The 17,983-nt window shown below is 59.7% G+C and carries 16 protein-coding genes; 4 read left to right on the forward strand and 12 right to left on the reverse strand.

From position 1 onward, the window contains the following. Window positions 1–6: 6 nt before the first annotated feature. From fabZ to J8C06_RS04870, 3 genes are read right to left on the reverse strand one after another with little or no spacing between them, the layout of a single operon-like run. Window positions 7–468 (reverse strand): 3-hydroxyacyl-ACP dehydratase FabZ, encoded by a 462-nt coding sequence (gene fabZ / locus J8C06_RS04860; protein ID WP_211429656.1) that lies wholly within the window; start codon window positions 466–468, stop codon window positions 7–9. Window positions 469–470: 2 nt separating this feature from the next. Beyond that, complete coding sequence (lpxD, locus tag J8C06_RS04865; RefSeq protein WP_211429657.1) at window positions 471–1,547, reverse strand: UDP-3-O-(3-hydroxymyristoyl)glucosamine N-acyltransferase; 1,077 nt, start codon at window positions 1,545–1,547, stop codon at window positions 471–473. A 9-nt stretch (window positions 1,548–1,556) separates the two neighbouring features. After that, the gene (locus tag J8C06_RS04870) at window positions 1,557–2,180 is read right to left on the reverse strand and encodes an OmpH/Skp family outer membrane protein (RefSeq protein ID WP_211429658.1); all 624 of its coding nucleotides are present in this window, start codon (window positions 2,178–2,180) and stop codon (window positions 1,557–1,559) included. Between the two features lie 297 nt (window positions 2,181–2,477). Here J8C06_RS04870 and J8C06_RS04875 point away from each other — a divergent pair, with 297 nt between their 5' ends. The 4 genes from J8C06_RS04875 to J8C06_RS04890 all read left to right on the forward strand — a co-directional run bounded on the left by J8C06_RS04875 (window position 2,478) and on the right by J8C06_RS04890 (window position 6,696). Next, a complete protein-coding gene (locus J8C06_RS04875) occupies window positions 2,478–3,254 on the forward strand; it encodes an RDD family protein (protein ID WP_211429659.1) in 777 nt (258 codons plus the stop codon). 371 nt (window positions 3,255–3,625) lie between these two features. Continuing rightward, window positions 3,626–4,354, forward strand: a complete 729-nt coding sequence (locus tag J8C06_RS04880) for an RDD family protein (protein WP_211429660.1) — start codon at window positions 3,626–3,628, stop codon at window positions 4,352–4,354. 433 nt (window positions 4,355–4,787) lie between these two features. Further along, window positions 4,788–5,579 carry an RDD family protein gene (locus J8C06_RS04885; RefSeq protein WP_211429661.1) on the forward strand — a complete coding sequence of 264 codons (792 nt, stop codon included), beginning with the start codon at window positions 4,788–4,790 and terminating at the stop codon, window positions 5,577–5,579. Window positions 5,580–5,934: 355 nt separating this feature from the next. Further along, window positions 5,935–6,696 (forward strand): RDD family protein, encoded by a 762-nt coding sequence (locus tag J8C06_RS04890; RefSeq protein WP_211429662.1) that lies wholly within the window; start codon window positions 5,935–5,937, stop codon window positions 6,694–6,696. Between the two features lie 48 nt (window positions 6,697–6,744). On the opposite strand, the gene J8C06_RS04895 is transcribed toward J8C06_RS04890, so the two are convergent. The 9 genes from J8C06_RS04895 to resB all read right to left on the reverse strand — a co-directional run bounded on the left by J8C06_RS04895 (window position 6,745) and on the right by resB (window position 17,971). Beyond that, entirely contained in the window at window positions 6,745–7,728 is a 984-nt protein-coding gene (locus J8C06_RS04895; RefSeq protein WP_211429663.1) for a serine/threonine-protein kinase, read from the reverse strand. 39 nt (window positions 7,729–7,767) lie between these two features. After that, entirely contained in the window at window positions 7,768–8,688 is a 921-nt protein-coding gene (locus J8C06_RS04900; protein WP_211429664.1) for a S66 peptidase family protein, read from the reverse strand. Further along, window positions 8,667–9,290 carry a pyroglutamyl-peptidase I gene (locus J8C06_RS04905; protein ID WP_211429665.1) on the reverse strand — a complete coding sequence of 208 codons (624 nt, stop codon included), beginning with the start codon at window positions 9,288–9,290 and terminating at the stop codon, window positions 8,667–8,669. Before J8C06_RS04905 ends, J8C06_RS04900 begins: the two co-directional genes overlap by 22 nt. A gap of 22 nt (window positions 9,291–9,312) precedes the next feature. Beyond that, window positions 9,313–11,601, reverse strand: coding sequence for an NADP-dependent malic enzyme (locus J8C06_RS04910; protein WP_211429666.1), 2,289 nt, complete (start codon window positions 11,599–11,601; stop codon window positions 9,313–9,315). Between the two features lie 172 nt (window positions 11,602–11,773). Next, on the reverse strand, window positions 11,774–12,730 hold the full coding sequence (locus tag J8C06_RS04915; protein WP_246602089.1) for an ABC transporter ATP-binding protein: 957 nt from the start codon (window positions 12,728–12,730) through the stop codon (window positions 11,774–11,776). Between the two features lie 35 nt (window positions 12,731–12,765). After that, the gene (locus tag J8C06_RS04920; protein ID WP_211429668.1) at window positions 12,766–13,230 is read right to left on the reverse strand and encodes a putative molybdenum carrier protein; all 465 of its coding nucleotides are present in this window, start codon (window positions 13,228–13,230) and stop codon (window positions 12,766–12,768) included. 31 nt (window positions 13,231–13,261) lie between these two features. Further along, on the reverse strand, window positions 13,262–15,013 hold the full coding sequence (locus J8C06_RS04925; RefSeq protein ID WP_211429669.1) for a nitric oxide reductase activation protein NorD: 1,752 nt from the start codon (window positions 15,011–15,013) through the stop codon (window positions 13,262–13,264). Next, window positions 14,967–16,292 (reverse strand): hypothetical protein, encoded by a 1,326-nt coding sequence (locus J8C06_RS04930; protein ID WP_211429670.1) that lies wholly within the window; start codon window positions 16,290–16,292, stop codon window positions 14,967–14,969. Before J8C06_RS04930 ends, J8C06_RS04925 begins: the two co-directional genes overlap by 47 nt. A 17-nt stretch (window positions 16,293–16,309) precedes the next feature. Continuing rightward, window positions 16,310–17,971 (reverse strand): cytochrome c biogenesis protein ResB, encoded by a 1,662-nt coding sequence (gene resB, locus J8C06_RS04935; protein WP_211429671.1) that lies wholly within the window; start codon window positions 17,969–17,971, stop codon window positions 16,310–16,312. Window positions 17,972–17,983 lie beyond the last annotated feature (12 nt).

Here is a 17,983-nt window from a genome sequence, read left to right on the forward strand (position 1 = left end):
GCGCCATCATCCACCCAGGGAAAGGCTTTCCCGATCAACCAGCACCGAGGTGATGATGGCTTCTGAAATGGCCTGGTGGTCAACGGTGATTTCGCCGCGCAAGCGCGCCACCTTGCCTTTGAAGCGCAGCAGCGTCATGGTGATGTGGAGCGTGTCGCCCGGCACAACCGGACGCCGAAACTTCACTTCGTCAATGCCGGCAAAGAGCAGCAGCTTTTTTTCGGGTTCGGCAATTTGATTGAGCAGCAGCAGCCCACCGGTTTGGGCCATGGCTTCGATTTGCAAGACGCCGGGCATGACCGGCATGCCGGGGAAGTGACCTTGGAAGAACGGTTCGTTGATGGTGATGTTTTTGAGTCCGACAATCTGTTGCCCGGGCGTGAGCGCAATGACCCGATCCACCAGCAGGAAGGGATAGCGATGTGGAAGGAAGGCTTGAATTTGGGCAATGTTCAGCACGGTTTCCATGGTCAGTCTTCACTTTCAACGGGTTGGCGGAGCTGCATTGGCTGGCTTGCGTCGAGTCGCGCTTCAACTGCGGCCAGGCGGGTCTCGATGTCTGGGAGGCGGTACGGAATACGCGCCGCGTAAATCCGCTCGCGCTTCCACTCGCGCAGGGTCGTGATCGGTACGCCGGCATAGGTTTCGCCACCCGCAACCGACTTGGTGATCCCAGCTTTGCCCGCGATGATGGCGCCATCACCGATTTCAACCTGTGGGTTCGCCCCGACTTGTCCGGCCAGGGTGACGCGCCGCCCAACCTTGACGCCACCGGAAAGCCCGACCAGCGCCGCCAGCAAACTTTCTTCGCCAATGACACAGTTGTGGGCGATATGAACGAGATTGTCAATCTTGGTGCCGCGTCCAATGCGCGTTTCGCCGAGCGTCGCCCGGTCAATCGTCGAGTTGGCTCCAATTTCGACATCATCCTCGATGATGACTGTCCCGACTTGCGGAATTTTGACATGTGCGCCGGTGGCGTCGCGGGCGTAGCCATAGCCGTCCGCGCCGATGACGACGCCGGCATGCAGGATGCAGCGCGCGCCGATGCGCGCGTCGTCGTAAACGGTCACATTGGGGAAAATCGTGGTGTCATCCCCAATCTCGACGCGGCATCCAATCACCACGCCTGGATGGATGGTGACCCGCGCGCCAAGCCGTGACCCGGCCCCGATAACGGCCCGCGGCCCGACGGTTGAACCCTCGCCAATGACGACATCCGGGGCAAGCAGGGCTTCCGGGGCAATTCCCAGGGCTTGACGTGGCGGAACGTGTAAAAGCTCAATCGCCTTGGCAAACGTGACTTTGGGATAGTCCGCCGGCAGGAGGTCGTAACGAGTCAGCTCGGCATCTGTCACCGTGTCGGCAGCAACGATGAAAGCGGCAGCCCGGGATGACGCGAGTTGTTTGCGCCGTGTGCCGATGGCCAGCGTCAGGTGGGTGGGCGAGGCTGTTTCAAACTCGGCGACGCCCAAAATCAAACGGTCGGGATTGCCAAGGCAGGGAACGCCAAGCGCAGCAGCCAGGTCGCCTAGCTTCATAGCCATGCCGGAAGCTCAGGGCTTGGCGCTGGCAGCCGGTGCCGCTGCCACCGGGTTGGCGCGATTGTATTCCTTGATGAAGTCCTCGGTAATGTCAGCCGCATTGTCCACGTAGGGAAGCATGCCCAGATTGTTGTTGGCGGCCAGCGCACCCACGTCAATGATCATGATGATGCCCCGCGCTGCCGCGTAGCTTTCCATGAACTTGAACACCTTTTCACGCAGTGGGTTGAGGATCGTTTGCTGCTCGCGCTCGATGTCGGCACGGAGGTCTTCATCCTTGCGCTTGTATTCCTTTTCAAGCGCCAGTCCTTGCTCCTGAGCCTGCCGGCGAACTTCAACCGAAAGTTTTTCGTCCTGCACCTTCTGGCTCAACTCCTGCAACCGCTTACTGAGTGTCTCTAGTTCAGTCGTGCGGGGCTTGAACTTGTCTTCCAACTTCTGCGCCTGCCGCCGGAACTCATCAATCTTTTCGCCAAACGCTAGGGTGTTGACGATGACAACCCGTCCCGTTGGAATGGATGTGGCCTTGGGTGGGGCAGCCGGTTGGGCAGTCCCCGTCGGGAGCGCTTGCGCCGAGGCTGTCGTAAAGCCTGCCGCGACGACGGCAAGCGCCCAGAGCGGAAAAGAAAACTTCATGATCTGTAGCAGTCCTTAGAAAGTTTGGCTGTGGTTGGTCGTGTCTTGCGCAAAACAGAGCCGACTACGCCGCGTAGTGGCAGATGCGTCTCCCACCAGGGAAGTTTGCCATTATACGGATGCCCGGTCAGAACGCAATCCGATGGTTTGTTCCGTCAATCTGGCGCCATCTCAAACGTATATCGTTGACAGGGCAACTTAGTGCGTTACGATAGCCGCCTGTATCCGTAGATGAGGCCTTCCTCGCTCTGAATTGGGTATCGCGCGACCACTCTCCCAGAAAGGCATTTTTCCATCATGACCTGGCGTGTCGTCGTTCAAGGGCAGACCTATGAAACAAGCCTTGAAGAACTCAGGCAGTGGGTTCAAGAGGGTCGGGTACTACCTACTGACCAGATTTTTCAGCCTGGCGTGGGCTGGGTTGCGGCTGGTCAGGTTGCCGACCTCCAGGCGTGGTTTCCACCTGGAGCGGCGACGCTCCCGCCTCCCGCCGGCTTTTCTGGAAGCACGCCAGGCGGTGGTGACCTGGCTTCGTCCCCCTATGCATCGTCTTACGCGCCTCATACGCCGCCCCTTGACCCTTACACCCCGGCTTACGGACAAGTTGGGGGGTACGGGCCGCCAATGGCAATCTCCTTTGGCAGCCCCGCCAGCCTTGGCAAGCGTTTCTTGGGTGCTTTCGTGGACGGATGCCTAACGATGCTTTGTAGCTTGCCCGGTATAATTCTTTACATGACCGCCATCGCCGCTGGGGTCCAGGATGGCGGGAGCGTGCCGGCTGGTCGAGCCGCCGGAGGATACCTTCTCATCTACCTTGGCGCGATTGCTTACGGGCTGTTGTGCGCCTACATGCTCAGCAAGAGTGGCGCATCGCCGGGCAAAAAACTCGCCGGGACAGTGGTTCTGCGTGAAGATGGTCAGTATCTCACATTTGGCATGGCCATTCTGCGTGAGTTCCTCAAAAACGTTTTCAGCAACATTTGCTTCCTGCTCATTTTGTGGTTGCTGTTCGACTCAGAGCGCCAGCAACTCTATGACAAGGTGGTGCGGGCGAACGTGTATGAAGCTTCCTGAATTTTGCCTATTTGCCTTGTTCACCGTCGGACCGCGCTACCCACGCTAGCAGGAGCGCCTGGTAATGCCATTTTGGTTCGATTTGTCGGTGGCTGAGCGCCGGCCGGCTCGAACGCCTCTGCGCTTTACCCAAGCGTTTTTGCGCCCTTCTGACTCGACCCTCTCAAACGCTTCCCAGCGTCTCCAGTCAGGACTCCAGCGCGCAATTGGATGGTTGTCCCCCGGCCCGGCGCGGGTTGGCAAGCGTGCTGTTGACAGGGCAGAGCAACGCACTACCATGACCGCATCTGTGCATCGAGTCGTTTTCATCACCTTCAGCCTGGCGGCCGGCAAGCTTTGGGCACGGCATCCCTTTGAAAGGTTTTCCCGTCATGACGTGGCGTGTCATCGTTCACGGGCAGACTTACGAAACAGACCAGGAAGGACTCAAGCAATGGGTTCGGGAAGGACGGGTATTGCCCACCGATCAGGTGTTTCAGCCTGACGTTGGCTGGGTGACTGCCGGTCAGATGCCAGAACTCCAGACCTTGTTTTCCCCGGAAGCTATGGCCCCGCCATCCGCTGGCGACGTTCCTGGGGACGGAATAGCTTCGTATGTATCCTCTGATGTGCCGTCCCCTGAACCCGACCTGGCGACTTACGGGCAAGCCAGGGGATATCCGCCGCCACAAATGTCAACCAAGATTGGTGATATTGCCGATCTTTGGAAACGTTTCCTGGCGGTGTTAGTGGATGGCTTTGTGATGATGTCCTCTGGTTTCCCCGGAGTCTTCATCCTCACCACCGTCAGGGATAGCTCACAAGTCGGGCGAATGACGGGGGGACTGACCATCATGTACCTTGGCCCGGTGATCTACTGGTTGTTGTGCGTTTACCTGCTCAGCAAGACTGGCGCATCGCCGGGCAAGAAGCTCGTCGGGATCGTCGTTCTACGCGACAATGGTCAATATCTGACGTTTGGCATGGCCCTGCTGCGTGAGATACTCAAAAGCGTTCTCGGCAACCTGTGCCTCGTGATCAATTTGTGGTTCCTTTTCGATTCAGAGCGCCGGCAACTGTATGACAAGGTGGTGCGGGCAAACGTATATGAAGCTTCCTGAAATTTTGCCTATTTGCCTTGTTCACCGTCGGACCGGCGCCACCCACGCTAGCACGAGCGCCGGTAACGCCGTTTTGGTTCGATTTGTGGACTGACGCCGGCCTGAGCGCCTCTGCGCTTCACCCAGGCGTTTTTGTGCCTTCTGACTCGACTCCTCTGCAACCGCTTGCCCAGTGCCTTCGGTTCAGTCGTGCTAAGCTTGGAATCTACTGCCAGCGTTTGCGTTGGCGCCAACGCCGATCGTCAAGCCTGCCGCGATGGCACCAGAGGACTTCTGAACACAATCGGAGAGTTGGGGTTACCAAGCCCGGCGCACGTCAGCAGGTAAGAAGTGTTGACAAGGGAAAAAGAAGTATTACCGTACGCGCATTACCCAAAAGTAGCTTTTTTTTCGCCTACGGCTTTCAAGAGTTCCAGTGGCTAGGGAGCCTTGAGTGGAAACCTTTGAAAGGCTTTTTTTGAAAGGTTTTCTTAGTATGACTTGGCGCGTCATCGTTCACGGGCAGACTTATGAAACCAACCAGGAAGAACTCAAGCAATGGGTTCGGGGAGGACGAGTATTGCCTACTGACCAGGTGTTTCGGCCTGACGTTGGCTGGGTGATTGCCAGTCAGATACCAGAACTCCAAAGCTGCTTTCCATCTAGGGTGATGCCACCACCACCTTTTGGAGGCATGCCTGGGAGTGGAATGGCTCCGTCACCCTATGCTGCGTCTTACACGCCGCCCCTGCCTTATGCTCCCTTATACGGACAAGCCGGGGGATACCTGCCACAGCCAATTGTACTTCGTACGCCTGCCAGTCTTGGAAGACGGCTGCTCGGTTCTCTGGTGGATACCTTTATATCCCTGTTCTTTACTTCCCTTGGTTGGCTCACGATTCTTATCGCCCTTGAGGCATCTGCCAGCCGTTCACGGTCGTCTACAGATGGGGACATGCTCATGGTTGGATGCTTCCTTCTTTTCCTTGGTGGGTTTGTTTACTTGCTTTTGAACTCTTACCTGATTAGTCGGAGCGGAGCGACAATTGGCAAAAAATTCGCCGGGACGGTCATTCTGCGTGACGACGGTCGGTATCTCTCATTCGGCAGGGCCTTGCTGCGTGAGCTTCTCAAAGGTGTTTTCGGCAACGCTTGCTTTTTGTTCAATTTGTGGTTGCTTTTCGATTCAGAGAACCAGCAGTTGTATGACAAGGCAGTGCGGGCAAACGTGTATAAAGCTTCCTGAATTCGCCTGCTTGCTTTGGTTGCTTGGTTGCCGTCGGACCAGTGTCACCCACGCTAGCACGAGCGCCGGTAACGCCGTTTTGGTTCGATTTGTCGGTTGAGCGCCGGCCGGCTCAAGCGCCTCTCACGCCGGAAACGCTCACGGGTTCGTTTGCACTTTACCCAAGCGTTTTTTCGCCTTCTGACTCGACTCCTCTGCAACCGCTTGCCCAGTGCCTTCGGTTCAGTCGCGCGGGGCGTGGACTGTTCTGCCAACGTTTGCGCTGGGCTAATACTGTCGTAAAGCCTGCCGCTTAATTTTTTTGAGCTATGGCCAGTCTGGTCAATGGCGCCCCCCCAGAAAGGTGCCTCTCTGTATGACGTGGCGTGTCATAGTTGAAAGACAAAGCTATGAAACAAACCTTGAAGAACTCAAGCAGTGGGTTCGAGAAGGCCGGATACTGCCTACTGACCAAGTTTTTCAGCCTAGAGTTGGCTGGGTTGCGGCTGGTCAGGTCCTAGAACTCCAACCCTTGTTCTCCCCTGGGGAGTCCCCGCGGCCACCCTCCGGTGATATTCCTGATGACGGAACGGCTCCATCACCCTATGCATCCTCTTACACGTCTTATGCACCACCGCCTAAACCCTATGCTCCAGCTTACGGGCAAGTCGCAGGGGGATACCTGCCAGAAACGTCAATCGGGCATGGTGGCAGTGCTACCTTGCTGAAACGTTTCCTAAGTTATGTTGTGGATCAAGCGCTGATGTGGGTCTGTACTCTCCCCGGGCTTGCCATCCTCCGGAGCATCGAGGATGAATCCCAGGCTGGGCGGGGGATGGGAGGAGTTATCCTTATGTACCTTGGCTCATTTGCCTACTGGCTGGCGTGTGCTTACATGCTCAGCAAAAGTGGCGCATCACCGGGTAAAAAAGTCTTCAAACTAGTAGTTGTGCGCGATGATGGTAATTATCTCTCGTTTGGCAGGGCTATTCTGCGTGAAATGATCAAAGCCGCTTTACTCAACGTTTGCTTCTTTTTTGTACTTTTCAAAGTAGTCATTCATTGGTTGTTCTCCAATGAAGAGTACCGGCAGCTTTATGACAGGCTTGTGGGAGCGAACGTATATGAAGCTTCCTGAAATCCGCTTGCGCTCATCTGCTGTGGTCAGGGGCGGCGCCGGCGCGGCTTAGGTTTCTGGACCAAGGTTGGGTGGTTTGAGCGCATCCATCTGCCGGGTGCGTTTCCAGGCTCCAGCTTCGTCCGTTTCTGGCGGCTGTACGCGCTGATAAATAACGTCTTCATCAACTTCTGCCAGGGCTTGGTCAAAGGCTACCCGCAGGTCCAAAGCGGAGGCAAAGCGCCCGTCCGGGTCTTTGGCTAAAGCGCGAAGCGCAACCGAAGCCACGGCCTCTGGAAGATGCGGTCGCCGCAGGTGAAGCGGTGGCGGTTCACCGGCAATGTGCCGGGCCATGATGTACTGTGCCGGGCCGATAAATGGTGGACGCCCCGCAAGCATGCGGTAGAGCACCACGCCAAGACTATAAATATCACTGGCCGGCGTCAGGTCTTTTTCGCTGCACTGTTCGGGACTCATATATTCCGGCGTTCCAACCGCAAGACTTTCGGTTGAAATTTCAAAGTCGTCGCTTTCCCAGTCAAAAAGTGGCTTGGCAATGCCAAAGTCAAGGAGCGTGACGTGTTCGCGCCCCTCTGAGGTTTTGCTCAAAAAGATATTTCCGGGCTTCAGATCACGGTGGATGATACCGGCTTGGTGAATCACGGCGACGGCATCGCACAGGGGGGCGAGTATCGCCTGAATGCGTGTGAGTTCGAGCTGTCCAACATGGTCGAGTTCGTCGAGTAGCGTCCGCCCGTTGAGCCACTGCATCACGAAATAGGTAATCCCATACGGCGTCTCGCCACGGTCATAAATTTCGATGATGTTTGGGTGGTGAATGGTCGCCAGGATTTGCATCTCGCGGCGAAACCGCAGAACGGCCTCGTGATACTTCCCAAACTCGTGCTGCGAGATTGACTTGATGGCAACCAGGCGATTGGTCTGAAGGTCTCGTCCCTGATACACGGTCGCGCCCGCGCCGGTATGAATGCGCGTTAGGATTTCATATCGGCTGTCCAGTGTGACACCGACGAGCGCGCTGCCTGAGATCATCGGTTGTCCCTCCCACGACAGATTAGCCCAAGGCTGAGGTCATGCCACGGCGGCTTCCGTCACGGTCAACGTGCCCGCGCGCGCATCGAGCGTCACCCGGACGCCGCATGGCAGCGTCCGATTGCCCACGTCGCTGTGCCCGCTGCGCCAACCGTAAATGGCCGGGACGCCCAGCGGGCGAATCAGGTCATGAATCACTTCTGCCAAGTGGTAACCCTGCTCCGCATGCTGGACACAGTCACTCATTTCACCAAAGACAAAACCGGCCACACGGTCAAGCTGCCCGGCGAGGTAAAGTTGTTGAAGCAAGCGGTCAATCTGGTAGGGCTTGGTTGCAGTATCTTCAAGAAACAGCACCGTGCCAGCCGTATCGAGCTGCCACGGTGTCCCGACCAGGGCCGCCACGAGCGACAAACACCCACCAACCAGTACGCCACTCGCGTGGCCGCCGATTAATGTTTCAACATGCGGAGAAGTCAGCGTTCCGGCCGGCTGGGCGTCCATCGTCAGGCGACAAAATGAATCCCAGTCGTAGTGCGCTGTTCCGGCTGAAAAGTCTTTGGCAACCATCGGGCCGTGAAACGTCACGAGGCGACAAGCCCGCCACAGGAACAGGTGCAATGCTGTCAGGTCACTGTAGCCGACAAAAATTTTGGGCTGCGCGCTCAGCCGCGCCGCATCGAGATGGGGCAGCAAGTGCATCGTGCCGTAGCCACCCCGCGCCGCAATCACGGCCTTGACTTCTGGATTCATCCAGATTTCGTGAAACTCGGCGAGCCGCCGTTGCAGGGTTCCGGCCGTGTAACGCGCTTTGGCTCCAATGTCCGCCCGGTGGATGACGCGAAAGCCGCGCCGTTCGAGTTCGCGGGTGCCAGCAGCCAGCCAGTCGAGCTTGACATTGCTGGCCGGTGCAATGACGCCAATGAGGTCGCCCGGTTTCAGAGCAGGTGGTTTGACCATACGTCCTGTTCAGTTGTGTCGCGCAAGGTTTCAAGCAACCGCTCGACGGCGCGAAGCTGTGTGCTGAGGGGCAGTCCGGCACGTCCCAAGTCAGGCGTTGGCGGCAGGTGCACAAAACCGAAGCGGCACCGGCCGGGCTGCCGTTGGAGAGCATACTGGACTTGGTAGAAAAGGTGATTACAAACGTACGTTCCGGCCGAATAGGAAATTTCAACCGGGATGTCCGCGGCCTTGAGCGCCTTTTCCATGTGGCGAATCGGCAGGGTTGTCCAGAGGGTCGGCGGTCCGTCAGGCACAATCGGCGTGTCGTAGCGCAGATTCCCGGCATTGTCCGGGCGGCTGAAATCATCGAGGTTGACTGCGACCCGTTCGAGTGAAACCACGGCGCGCCCGACCGCGAGGCCGAGCGCGAGGACCGCTGCCGGACGCTCCGCCTCAATCGCCTGTAGCAAGCGTGTGACGCAGGTCTCAGCGACGACCGGCAGCACAAACCGCATCACGTGCAGGCCGACCGGCGTATTGACGGTCAGGGCAACCGTTTCGGTCGGATTGATGGGAAGCTGGTCAAATGGCTCAAAGCCGGTGACGAAGACCTTCAGCATGGCCGGTTGAGGTAACGCGCCTTCACCACATGTTGCCGGCGGCGTAGGCGGCCGGTTGCCGTTGACGCTCCTGCGCGTCCACAACGGCAATGGCCGCCAAGTTGACAATGTCCTTGACTTCGGCGTTGTTGGGCAGGACGTGGGCCGGATAGGCCAACCCCATCAAGATTGGGCCGACGGCCTCCGCGCCGCCCAGCGTCGCCAGCAGCTTGTAGGCAATGTTGGCCGACTGGAGATCGGGAAAGACGAGTACCGTCGTTCGTTTGTCACCCAGGGCCGCGAATGGGTAGTCGCGCGCAAGCTGTTCGGGCGACAGGGCGACATCGGCCATGACTTCGCCGTCAATCTGAAGCGCCGGCTGCTTTTGCCGCGCCAGTTCAACGGCCAGGCGGACTTTTTCCGCCTGGGGATGGCGAACGCTGCCAAACGTTGAAAATGACAGCAGTGCCACCCGTGGTTCGATACCAAACTGTTCCGCCTTGCGCGCTGCCTGAATGGCGATGTCGGCCAAATCCTCGGCCGTCGGTTCGATGTTGACCGTCGTATCCGCAAAGAAATAGGCCCGATTTTTGGCAAGCATGAGGTGCAGTCCCATGGCGCGCTTGACGCCGTGGGAAGTGCCCAACACCCGCAGCAAGGGCTTGAGGGCTTCGGCGTAGGCGCTCGTCACCCCGGTCACAAGGGCGTCGGCATCGCCGGAACGAACCATCATGGCCCCAAAATAGTTGGCCCGCTTGAGCATTTGCCGCGCCCCAATGAGCGTCAGTCCCTTGCGTTGACGCAGGTGGTGCAAGGCTTTGGCGTAGCTCTCAACCTGTTCGGCCGCCCGTGGCGCAAGGATGTCAACGGCATCGAGGGACAGCCGCAACGCCTCTGCCCGCGCGCGAATCGCCGCCGGATCGCCAAGCAGGATTGGGCGCGCAATATGGTCTTCGACCAGCGCCGCGGCGGCGCGGATCACACGGTCGTCGTCGCCTTCCGGGAGGACAACGCGCTTCGGGGCGCGCCGCGCCTTCGTGAACATGATGCGCAGCGTTTCGCGTGACTTGCCCAGCCGGTTGGCGAGCTGCTCACGGTATTCCTCGAGGTCGAGCTGGATTCGCGCAACGCCATCGCGCATGGCGGCTTCGGCGACGGCCGAAGCGACCCAGATCAGCACCCGGTAGTCAAAGGGCTTGGGGATGATGTAGTCGGAACCAAAGACCAAGTGAGAGACCCCATAGGCTTTGGCGACGGTTTCGGGTACGTCCTGCTTGGCCAGGGCGGCCAGGGCGCGGGCGGCGGCGATCATCATCCCGTCCGTGATCGTGCGCGCTCGCACGTCCAACGCGCCGCGGAAAATGAAGGGAAATCCAAGCACGTTGTTGACTTGGTTCGGGTAGTCGCTTCGTCCCGTGCCCATGATGCAGTCGGGGCGGGCGGCGCGGGCTTCCTCGTAGCTGATTTCCGGGTCCGGGTTAGCCATGGCAAGCACGATGGGACGGTCGGCCATGGTCTTGAGCATGTCGGCCGTGACCATCCCTTTGGCCGACAGGCCAATGAAGACATCGGCTCCAACCATGGCATCGGCAAGCGTCCGCGCTTCGGTTTCCACGGCGAACTCGGCTTTGTGCTCGTTCATGCCTTCGGCGCGCCCGCGGTAGATGACGCCCTTGGTGTCGCACATGAGGATGTTTTCCGGGCGGACGCCGAACTTTTTGTACATGCGGGCGCAGCCCATCGCGCTCGCGCCGGCCCCGGAAAAGACGATTTTGACCCGGTCGAGCGATTTGCCGACGAGTTCGAGCGCATTGATGATGGCGGCGCTGGAAATGATGGCCGTGCCGTGCTGGTCGTCGTGGAACACCGGAATATCGAGTTCTTCACGGAGGCGCTGCTCGATGTAGAAGCACTCCGGCGCTTTGATGTCTTCGAGGTTGATACCGCCAAAGGTGGGTTCAAGAATCTTGAGTGTGCGGATGAGTTCGTCTGGGTCTTCGGTCGCCAGTTCGAGGTCAAACACGTCAATATCGGCAAAGCGTTTGAACAAGACGCCCTTGCCTTCCATGACGGGCTTGCCGGCCAGCGCGCCGATGTTCCCCAGACCGAGGACGGCCGTGCCGTTGGAAACCACCGCCACCAAGTTGCCCTTGGCCGTGTAGGTGTAAGCCGTTGCCGGATCGCGGGCAATTTCTAGGCATGGCTCAGCGACGCCGGGCGAATAGGCCAGCGATAGATCGCGTTGTGTCAGACAGGGTTTGGTCGGGACGACTTCGATTTTTCCGTGGCGTCCCTGGGCGTGATATTCCAATGCGGCTTGGCGGCGATTCATGACATCCCCTTTTGTGCATCAAGACATTCGGCTGACTCTAGCGCAGGCGCGTTTCACCCGTACACTCCCCTTTGGCAAGCCGGTCTGACCGGTTGGCTACTCTGAAGCTCTCGAGACGGCAGTTGGAAGGCTGTTCAACGTCTTTCAGCTCACCAGGCGCTCACCAAGTCTTTCAGCTCGCCAGCCAACAGGCGACGTGGTGACCGTTACCGACATCGCGGAGCGGAGGCGCTTGGTGACGGCATTCCTCAACCGCAATCGGACAGCGCGGGTGAAACCGGCAACCCGGCGGCGGCGCAAGCGGACTCGGTACATCCCCGGCCAGCGGCGCGTGGGGTTTCCTCCGCGTCGGGTCTGGAATGGGAATGCTATCCAGTAGCGCCTGGGTGTATGGGTGCCGTGGCTGGGTGAAGAGCTGCCGGGTCGGCGCGACTTCAACCAACTTCCCAAGGTACATCGTGCCCACCTGCGCGCAAAAATGCTCGACAACGGCCAGCCCATGCGAAATGAAAAGGTAGGTCAAGCCAAACTGCTCGCGTAGGTCAGCCAAGAGGTTGATGACTTGCGCCTGTACCGAAACATCCAGCGCCGAAACCGGCTCGTCCGCAACGATGAACTTCGGCTCCAGGGCCAGGGCGCGCGCAATGCCGATGCGCTGGCGCTGTCCGCCAGAAAACTCATGCGGGTAGCGCGTCGCATAGTCGGGGTCCAGCCCGACCACCCGAAGCAGCTCGGCAACTCGTTCGCGGCGGGAAGCCTTGTCACCAATCCCATGAATGACCAGCGGCTCGGCAATCGCGTCGCCAATCCGCATGCGAGGATTGAGCGAAGCGTAGGGGTCTTGGAAGACAATCTGCATGTCGCGGCGCGCCTGACGCAGTTCTGCCGGCCGCAGCCGCAGTAGGTCGCGGCCGTCAAATACAACCCGTCCGCCGGAAGGTTCGATTAGGCGCAAAATGGCGCGTCCGATGGTGGTCTTGCCACAGCCAGATTCGCCGACCAGTCCGAAGGTCTCGCCGGGATGCAGCGTGAAACTCACGTCATCCACGGCTTTGACCACGCCGCCGGAGACCGGAAAGTGCTTGACGAGCTGCTCGACTTGAAGCAGGGGGCGGGCCGGAGTGTTCACGGCAATTGTCAATGTGAAACCAAAGGTGGGATGGGCTACCGCAGCGCGACTTTCACCAAAGTCAAGACCTGCGTCAATAGGGCATGGCTGCGGGCGTAAACCCCAGGTTGCTCGCTTTCGCGTGGTCCGGCGATGTTGAGTCGTACCGGGCGCAGACGACCAAGCCACTCCGTGATGATCGCTGGGGCGTCGGGGAGTCCAAGCGTCACCAGCGCGCAGGGCCGGCGCCACGCCAGGGCATACTGAACTGTCAGGGCCGTGCCGCCCAGGAGCGCGTCTTCAACCAGAACCAGCGTGGCGTTGCTATCGCGCACATTCCAGGCGGTTCGCTGGGCCGGCGCGGCATCTGGTGTCTCCACCAGTGGATACGTCGCCGGAATCACGCCGTCCTCGGCCCACCGCCCGCGCGGACACCATCCGGCGCGCGGCAGCCCAACCTGCCGGGCTGCATCCAGGGCTGCCCGATCCACACCGGTTTGTCCGCCTGAAACAATCACCATGGCCCAGTTTGGTGGTTGGATTGGTGTGCGGCTAGGTCGTCAGCCGGCGGTAGATGCCCGGCAGCTTCTCCGGCAGGCTCAACACATCGTCAATCACCGTGTAGCCCACGTCGCCGTAAAGTTCCTTGAGTTCCTGGTCGGCATCGCGTTCAATCGTGATGCAGAATGGAACAATCCCGGCCTGGCGCGCGTCCCGTAGAGCTTGCTTGCTGTCTTCGCGGGCATAGCGGGCGTCGCCGTAGTCGTGGTCGTAGGGCCGTCCGTCCGAAAGCAGGATCAAGAGTTTCGTGCGGGCGTCGCGCCCTTCGAGTTTCTTGGCCGCATGGCGCACCGCCGCGCCCAGCCGCGTGTTGTTCTGATAGTTGATTCCGCCAATTCTCGCCTCGATGTCGGCGTCGTAGCGTTCATCGAAGTCTTTGACCACATAGAAGCGAACGTTTCGCCGTCCCTCGCTTGTGAACCCATAGATGGCATAGCTATCACCTACGGCTTCAAGGGCTTCGTTCATAATCACAAGCCCTTCCTTCTCGATGTCAATGATGCGCTGTCCTGGGCGGCTGTAGGGCATCTTCGGGTGGCGCGTCATGGTGCGCGCCGTTGAACTCGACATGTCGAGCAAAAAGGCCACAGCAACCTGCCGGTGCCGCCGAAGGTGCTTGATGTAAAACCGGTCATTGCCAGACAGCGCCGCGCGACGGTCAATACAACGATCAATCACGGCATCGAGGTCAAACATTTCCCCGTCGAGTTCGCCGGTGACACGCCGCAACGCCTCTGGCTTCATGAGCTGGAACTGATGGCGAATGGACGAGATCAACCCCTGGTGCCGGGTGCGTGTCAATTCGACGAACGCGCGCGTGCCGGCCGTTGGGCGACGCTCAACCACCCGGCACCAATCCACCCGGTAATCACCCAGTTCGCGGTCCCACTCGTCATAGAGAAAGGCGCGGTCGGTAGAGTCGAGCGTTTGCTCCTGCGCTGCCGAACCTTCACGTAGAAACTGGGCCGTCAAATCCTGGAGCGGAGGCGTCGAACGCTCCTGCGCCCAGGCCGCGAAACTTTCCCCAGGCGACGGCGGAGACGATGCCGGATGTGGCGTCTGTGGGTCGGGGACTTGCGCCGCGCCAGTTTCGCCTGGCGTTTCATCGCTGGACTGGACGGTTTCGGTCACGGCATTCAGCGAGGCATCCCCCTGCTGAAGCTGCTCGATAAGCTCATAAATACACCGTGTCGCCAGCAGCGTGTCGGTGAGCTCGGCCGTTGGCGTATCCAGATAGCGCGTGGTGATTTGTTCGAGCGTGGCGACGATGCCAGGCAACTGCTGCCGCGCCATCGCATCTACGCCGCCACACAGCGCAATCTGAAATAAAATCTCGGTCCACTGCCGTTCGGGTGGCAACTGCGTCAAATCTGGGCGAGCCGCACGGAGTCGTTCGGCAATGAAATCCAAATCCCGCCGAATGCCCCGGTAAGCACGCCGTAATCGCCGGTCAATCCGTCCGTTTTCGAGCGTCGTGAAAATACGGGTTGCCGTTGCCAGGTCGGGAAACTGCCGCAGCACTGTCCGGTAGGTGACCGGCTCACGGCGCAGCGGCGGTTTGGTCTGGAACGCCTGGTGAAAATCTTGTTGCAGGGCAATGAGCGCCGGCGTGTTGGCGGCGTGTGTCCCGTATTCAATCTGCCCAGCCCCGTGGGCAGCCAGCACTTTGTAAAGGCGAAAGTTTGAGGCCTCATCCTCAAAGTCGCTGGACCCGGCTCGGCAACTGAATTGCTTGCCCGTCACCGATGACCGCCTGCTCGGATGGATTGGCCATTGGTGCCACGGCAACCGAGCGCCCGGTCAGCCCTTCAACATAAAGCCGCAAAATGGCCGCCACGGCGTCAAGCGCGACCCCTGACAGTTGCCGCCCGCCTCCGAGGACGTCGCGGCTGGCACGGGATTGCAGCCCGTAGTAAGCCTGTGCGGCTCGGCTGTCCTGGCGGTGCCGGGCGATGCCGGCCAGCGCCCAGTCGCGGAACTGCTCAAGGCTGCTCTGGCGAAGGGCAAGCGGCGCCGATTTGAAGCACTCGAGCGCGGCCAGGCGATCAATCCGATCAATCTCGGCTACCGTATCGCACAGCCGCCCAAACGCGGCCGATAGGTCGGCCGGTCCGGGTTTGGCGGCCGCCAGCGCTTCGACCACCTCTGGCGTGATTCTCAGAAATTGGTAGCTATTCGTGTTGCCCTGAGCGCACATCGTGAGCGCCAGGCGACGCCAGTGGTCATAACCCTGAGCCTGGGCTTGTCGGATGACGGCCGCACCGGCGCGCAGGTAGTGCAGCGCCAAGCTGCCGCCACGCTCTAAAAAGGCCTGGGTGTGATCGAGCAATAGGGGGAGGTGGGCTTGGGTATGGCGATCGAGCAGGCTGGGAATGGCGAGGAAAAACTCGGCCGCCGTTCCGCCTGCTCGATAGGCAAAGGCCGCCGTCATGTCAACCAGGCGGTTGAGGAGCGCCGGCTCAGGCGTATCAAACGTCCGAATATGGGCCACAACGGCCGGCGATTGGCGCAGCAGGTCTTGGCTATGACGCACGGAATGACGCGCAATTTCACTGGCAATCGAAAGCAGCCGGGGCAGGGCTGGCGTCTCACCCATCTGGGCAATGACTGTCGGAGACAGCTTGAATGTTTCGACGGCCGTGCGAGTGGAGAGCGTGGACTGGCGGGTGGTGAGGATGATGGCGCTCAAGCGATGGGCCGCTGGTAGCGCCTCGATGGTTTCCGGGCTGGAGCGGAAAAAGTCATGCGCGGCTTCGACGTTGGTTGCCGCCAACCGCTTTCCACACTCACCCCAGGCTTGAAGTTCAAATGAGGTGAGCCGCGCGGCTACTTCTGGCGTGACCCGGAAAAACTCCAGCGCCGTCCGGGGCGACAAACCGGCCAGCCCCGCGCCGATGCCCATCAGAAACAGCAGGCGCTCGGTGGGAATCCCAACCAGCCGCGGGGCAAGTTGTTCCACTTCGGTGGCATCACTGCCTTTGAACAACTGGCGGAGCTTGGTTTTGAGTTGGGAGTCGCCCATGGCCACTTCACTTCAGATTAGTTTGTTGCCGCAGACTCGTCTTCGGGAGCATGGCTTGTCGTCTGATGGTCGCTTGCGATGGGTGGGGAGAGTGTCGCGGCAATGGCTTGGAAGCGCTTTTCAAAAGCCAGCCGGTTGCGATTGGTATTGCCGGCAAGGCTGATGCGCGCAGTGCCGTCCGGCATCGGTTCGACCAGAATCCACAGCCGCTGGTGCGCGAAGAAAAACACCAGCCACAGGGCAATGATGAGCATCGCCGAGCCAAGGTACACCGTCGTCACCCCTGGGTCGTATTGGACTTGCAGGATGTGACCGCTCGAAACCTTCTCGAAATCGGTCATGACGATGCGCAGGTCGCCCACTTCCGTCTTGGCTTTGAGAAACGGGGCGTTGCCAAGGGTTTCAAGCCCCTCGGCCGGCAGGGCATAGAGTTGTCGTGGGTTGTCGCCCAAAACATCCAGCACCGCCATCGGTCGCCGATACTCGCCACTCGCGCTGCCAACTCGCCCGCCCTGAAAGGTGACATCCGGGATGAAATCTGCCAGCCGGACGCGCCCTAAGCCCGGAATATCGGTCGGCTCACGGCGAATGACGTAAGCCGTGCCGGTTTCGCTGCCCGCCGGACGAAGTTCGATGTTGACCGAGCGCGCGCTGCCAAAGTTGTCAAAGCTGGCCTGGAAGAAGCGATAACCCCGGTAGTCAAACGGATGATTGAGATGAATGTGAGCCGGGATTTCGACCTGGCGTTGCTCATCCTTGATGATGGCGCGGGTATGCCAGTCGAGCGTGTTCTGAGCGCTGAGGTCTGGCTTGCGCGGGTCGAGCAGGTTCTGTTCGATGTCGGTACACACCAGCGTGAATGGCATCGCAAACGCCTGGGGTTGTTCGTCTGGCGCGCCAAAGCTGACGAAGGTGTTGGCCGACTGCCCCGGCACCATGCGGGTCGTCCCCTTATGTCCATACAGTCCACTCACGAGCGCGCCGCCGAAAATCGTGAGGAGCGCGATATGAACCCCGTAGGCCGTCAACCGGTTCCAGGCATGGCACTCCGTCAGAACCGTCACGCTGCCGTCGCGTGGATTCGTCGTCTCGATGGTTCGATACACCGCGCCGAGTGGCAGGATACGGTGCGCGAGTGGGCGCAACTGTTCGGCTGCCGCCGTCTTGAGCGCCTGAACCACGGCCGGGACATTGCTTTCCTGGGCAACCTGTTTGAACGGCTGGCGGCTGACGAACGCCTGATTGATTTTGACCACGGGCTTGCGCACATAGCGCCACGCTGCCGGAAAGTAATCAATCGAGGCCAGCACGATGTTGAGGCTGACCGTCAACAGCAGCAGGTTGAACCAGCGCGTGTGGTAAATATCGAGTAGCCCCAAAAACTCATACAGCTCACGCTCCGCCGGAAGCAGGCTGGCGTAATACTCCGTGAAGCCGCTGGTTCCTTTCTGGATGATGATTGTCCCCAGCGCCGAAGCGACGATCAGGAGCGCCAGCAGGAAAACACCCACCTTGACCGAGCTGAGGAAGCGGAGTGTTCCATCCAACGCGCGTTCGAGCAGTGGTTTGCGCGGTCTTGACGCTGGTGGCTGCGGGGCCCGGGGTGGTGGCGTCGTTTTGGCGGTGGCGTCCACATTGGTGTCGGGCGCGGCGCTTGGTGCTTCAAGGGAAACTGCCATGGAGGCTCACAG

This window comes from Chloracidobacterium validum (assembly GCF_018304825.1).
In the GTDB taxonomy this organism is placed as follows: Bacteria; Acidobacteriota; Blastocatellia; order Chloracidobacteriales; family Chloracidobacteriaceae; genus Chloracidobacterium; species Chloracidobacterium validum.

Coding starts and splice junctions, on each gene's coding strand:
- fabZ (WP_211429656.1), bottom strand. CDS start 468: ATGGAAACCGTGCTGAACATTGCCCAAATTCAAGCCTTCCTTCCACAT.
- lpxD (WP_211429657.1), bottom strand. CDS start 1,547: ATGGCTATGAAGCTAGGCGACCTGGCTGCTGCGCTTGGCGTTCCCTGC.
- J8C06_RS04870 (WP_211429658.1), bottom strand. CDS start 2,180: ATGAAGTTTTCTTTTCCGCTCTGGGCGCTTGCCGTCGTCGCGGCAGGC.
- J8C06_RS04875 (WP_211429659.1), top strand. CDS start 2,478: ATGACCTGGCGTGTCGTCGTTCAAGGGCAGACCTATGAAACAAGCCTT.
- J8C06_RS04880 (WP_211429660.1), top strand. CDS start 3,626: ATGACGTGGCGTGTCATCGTTCACGGGCAGACTTACGAAACAGACCAG.
- J8C06_RS04890 (WP_211429662.1), top strand. CDS start 5,935: ATGACGTGGCGTGTCATAGTTGAAAGACAAAGCTATGAAACAAACCTT.
- J8C06_RS04895 (WP_211429663.1), bottom strand. CDS start 7,728: ATGATCTCAGGCAGCGCGCTCGTCGGTGTCACACTGGACAGCCGATAT.
- J8C06_RS04900 (WP_211429664.1), bottom strand. CDS start 8,688: ATGGTCAAACCACCTGCTCTGAAACCGGGCGACCTCATTGGCGTCATT.
- J8C06_RS04905 (WP_211429665.1), bottom strand. CDS start 9,290: ATGCTGAAGGTCTTCGTCACCGGCTTTGAGCCATTTGACCAGCTTCCC.
- J8C06_RS04910 (WP_211429666.1), bottom strand. CDS start 11,601: ATGAATCGCCGCCAAGCCGCATTGGAATATCACGCCCAGGGACGCCAC.
- J8C06_RS04920 (WP_211429668.1), bottom strand. CDS start 13,230: ATGGTGATTGTTTCAGGCGGACAAACCGGTGTGGATCGGGCAGCCCTG.
- J8C06_RS04930 (WP_211429670.1), bottom strand. CDS start 16,292: ATGGGCGACTCCCAACTCAAAACCAAGCTCCGCCAGTTGTTCAAAGGC.
- resB (WP_211429671.1), bottom strand. CDS start 17,971: ATGGCAGTTTCCCTTGAAGCACCAAGCGCCGCGCCCGACACCAATGTG.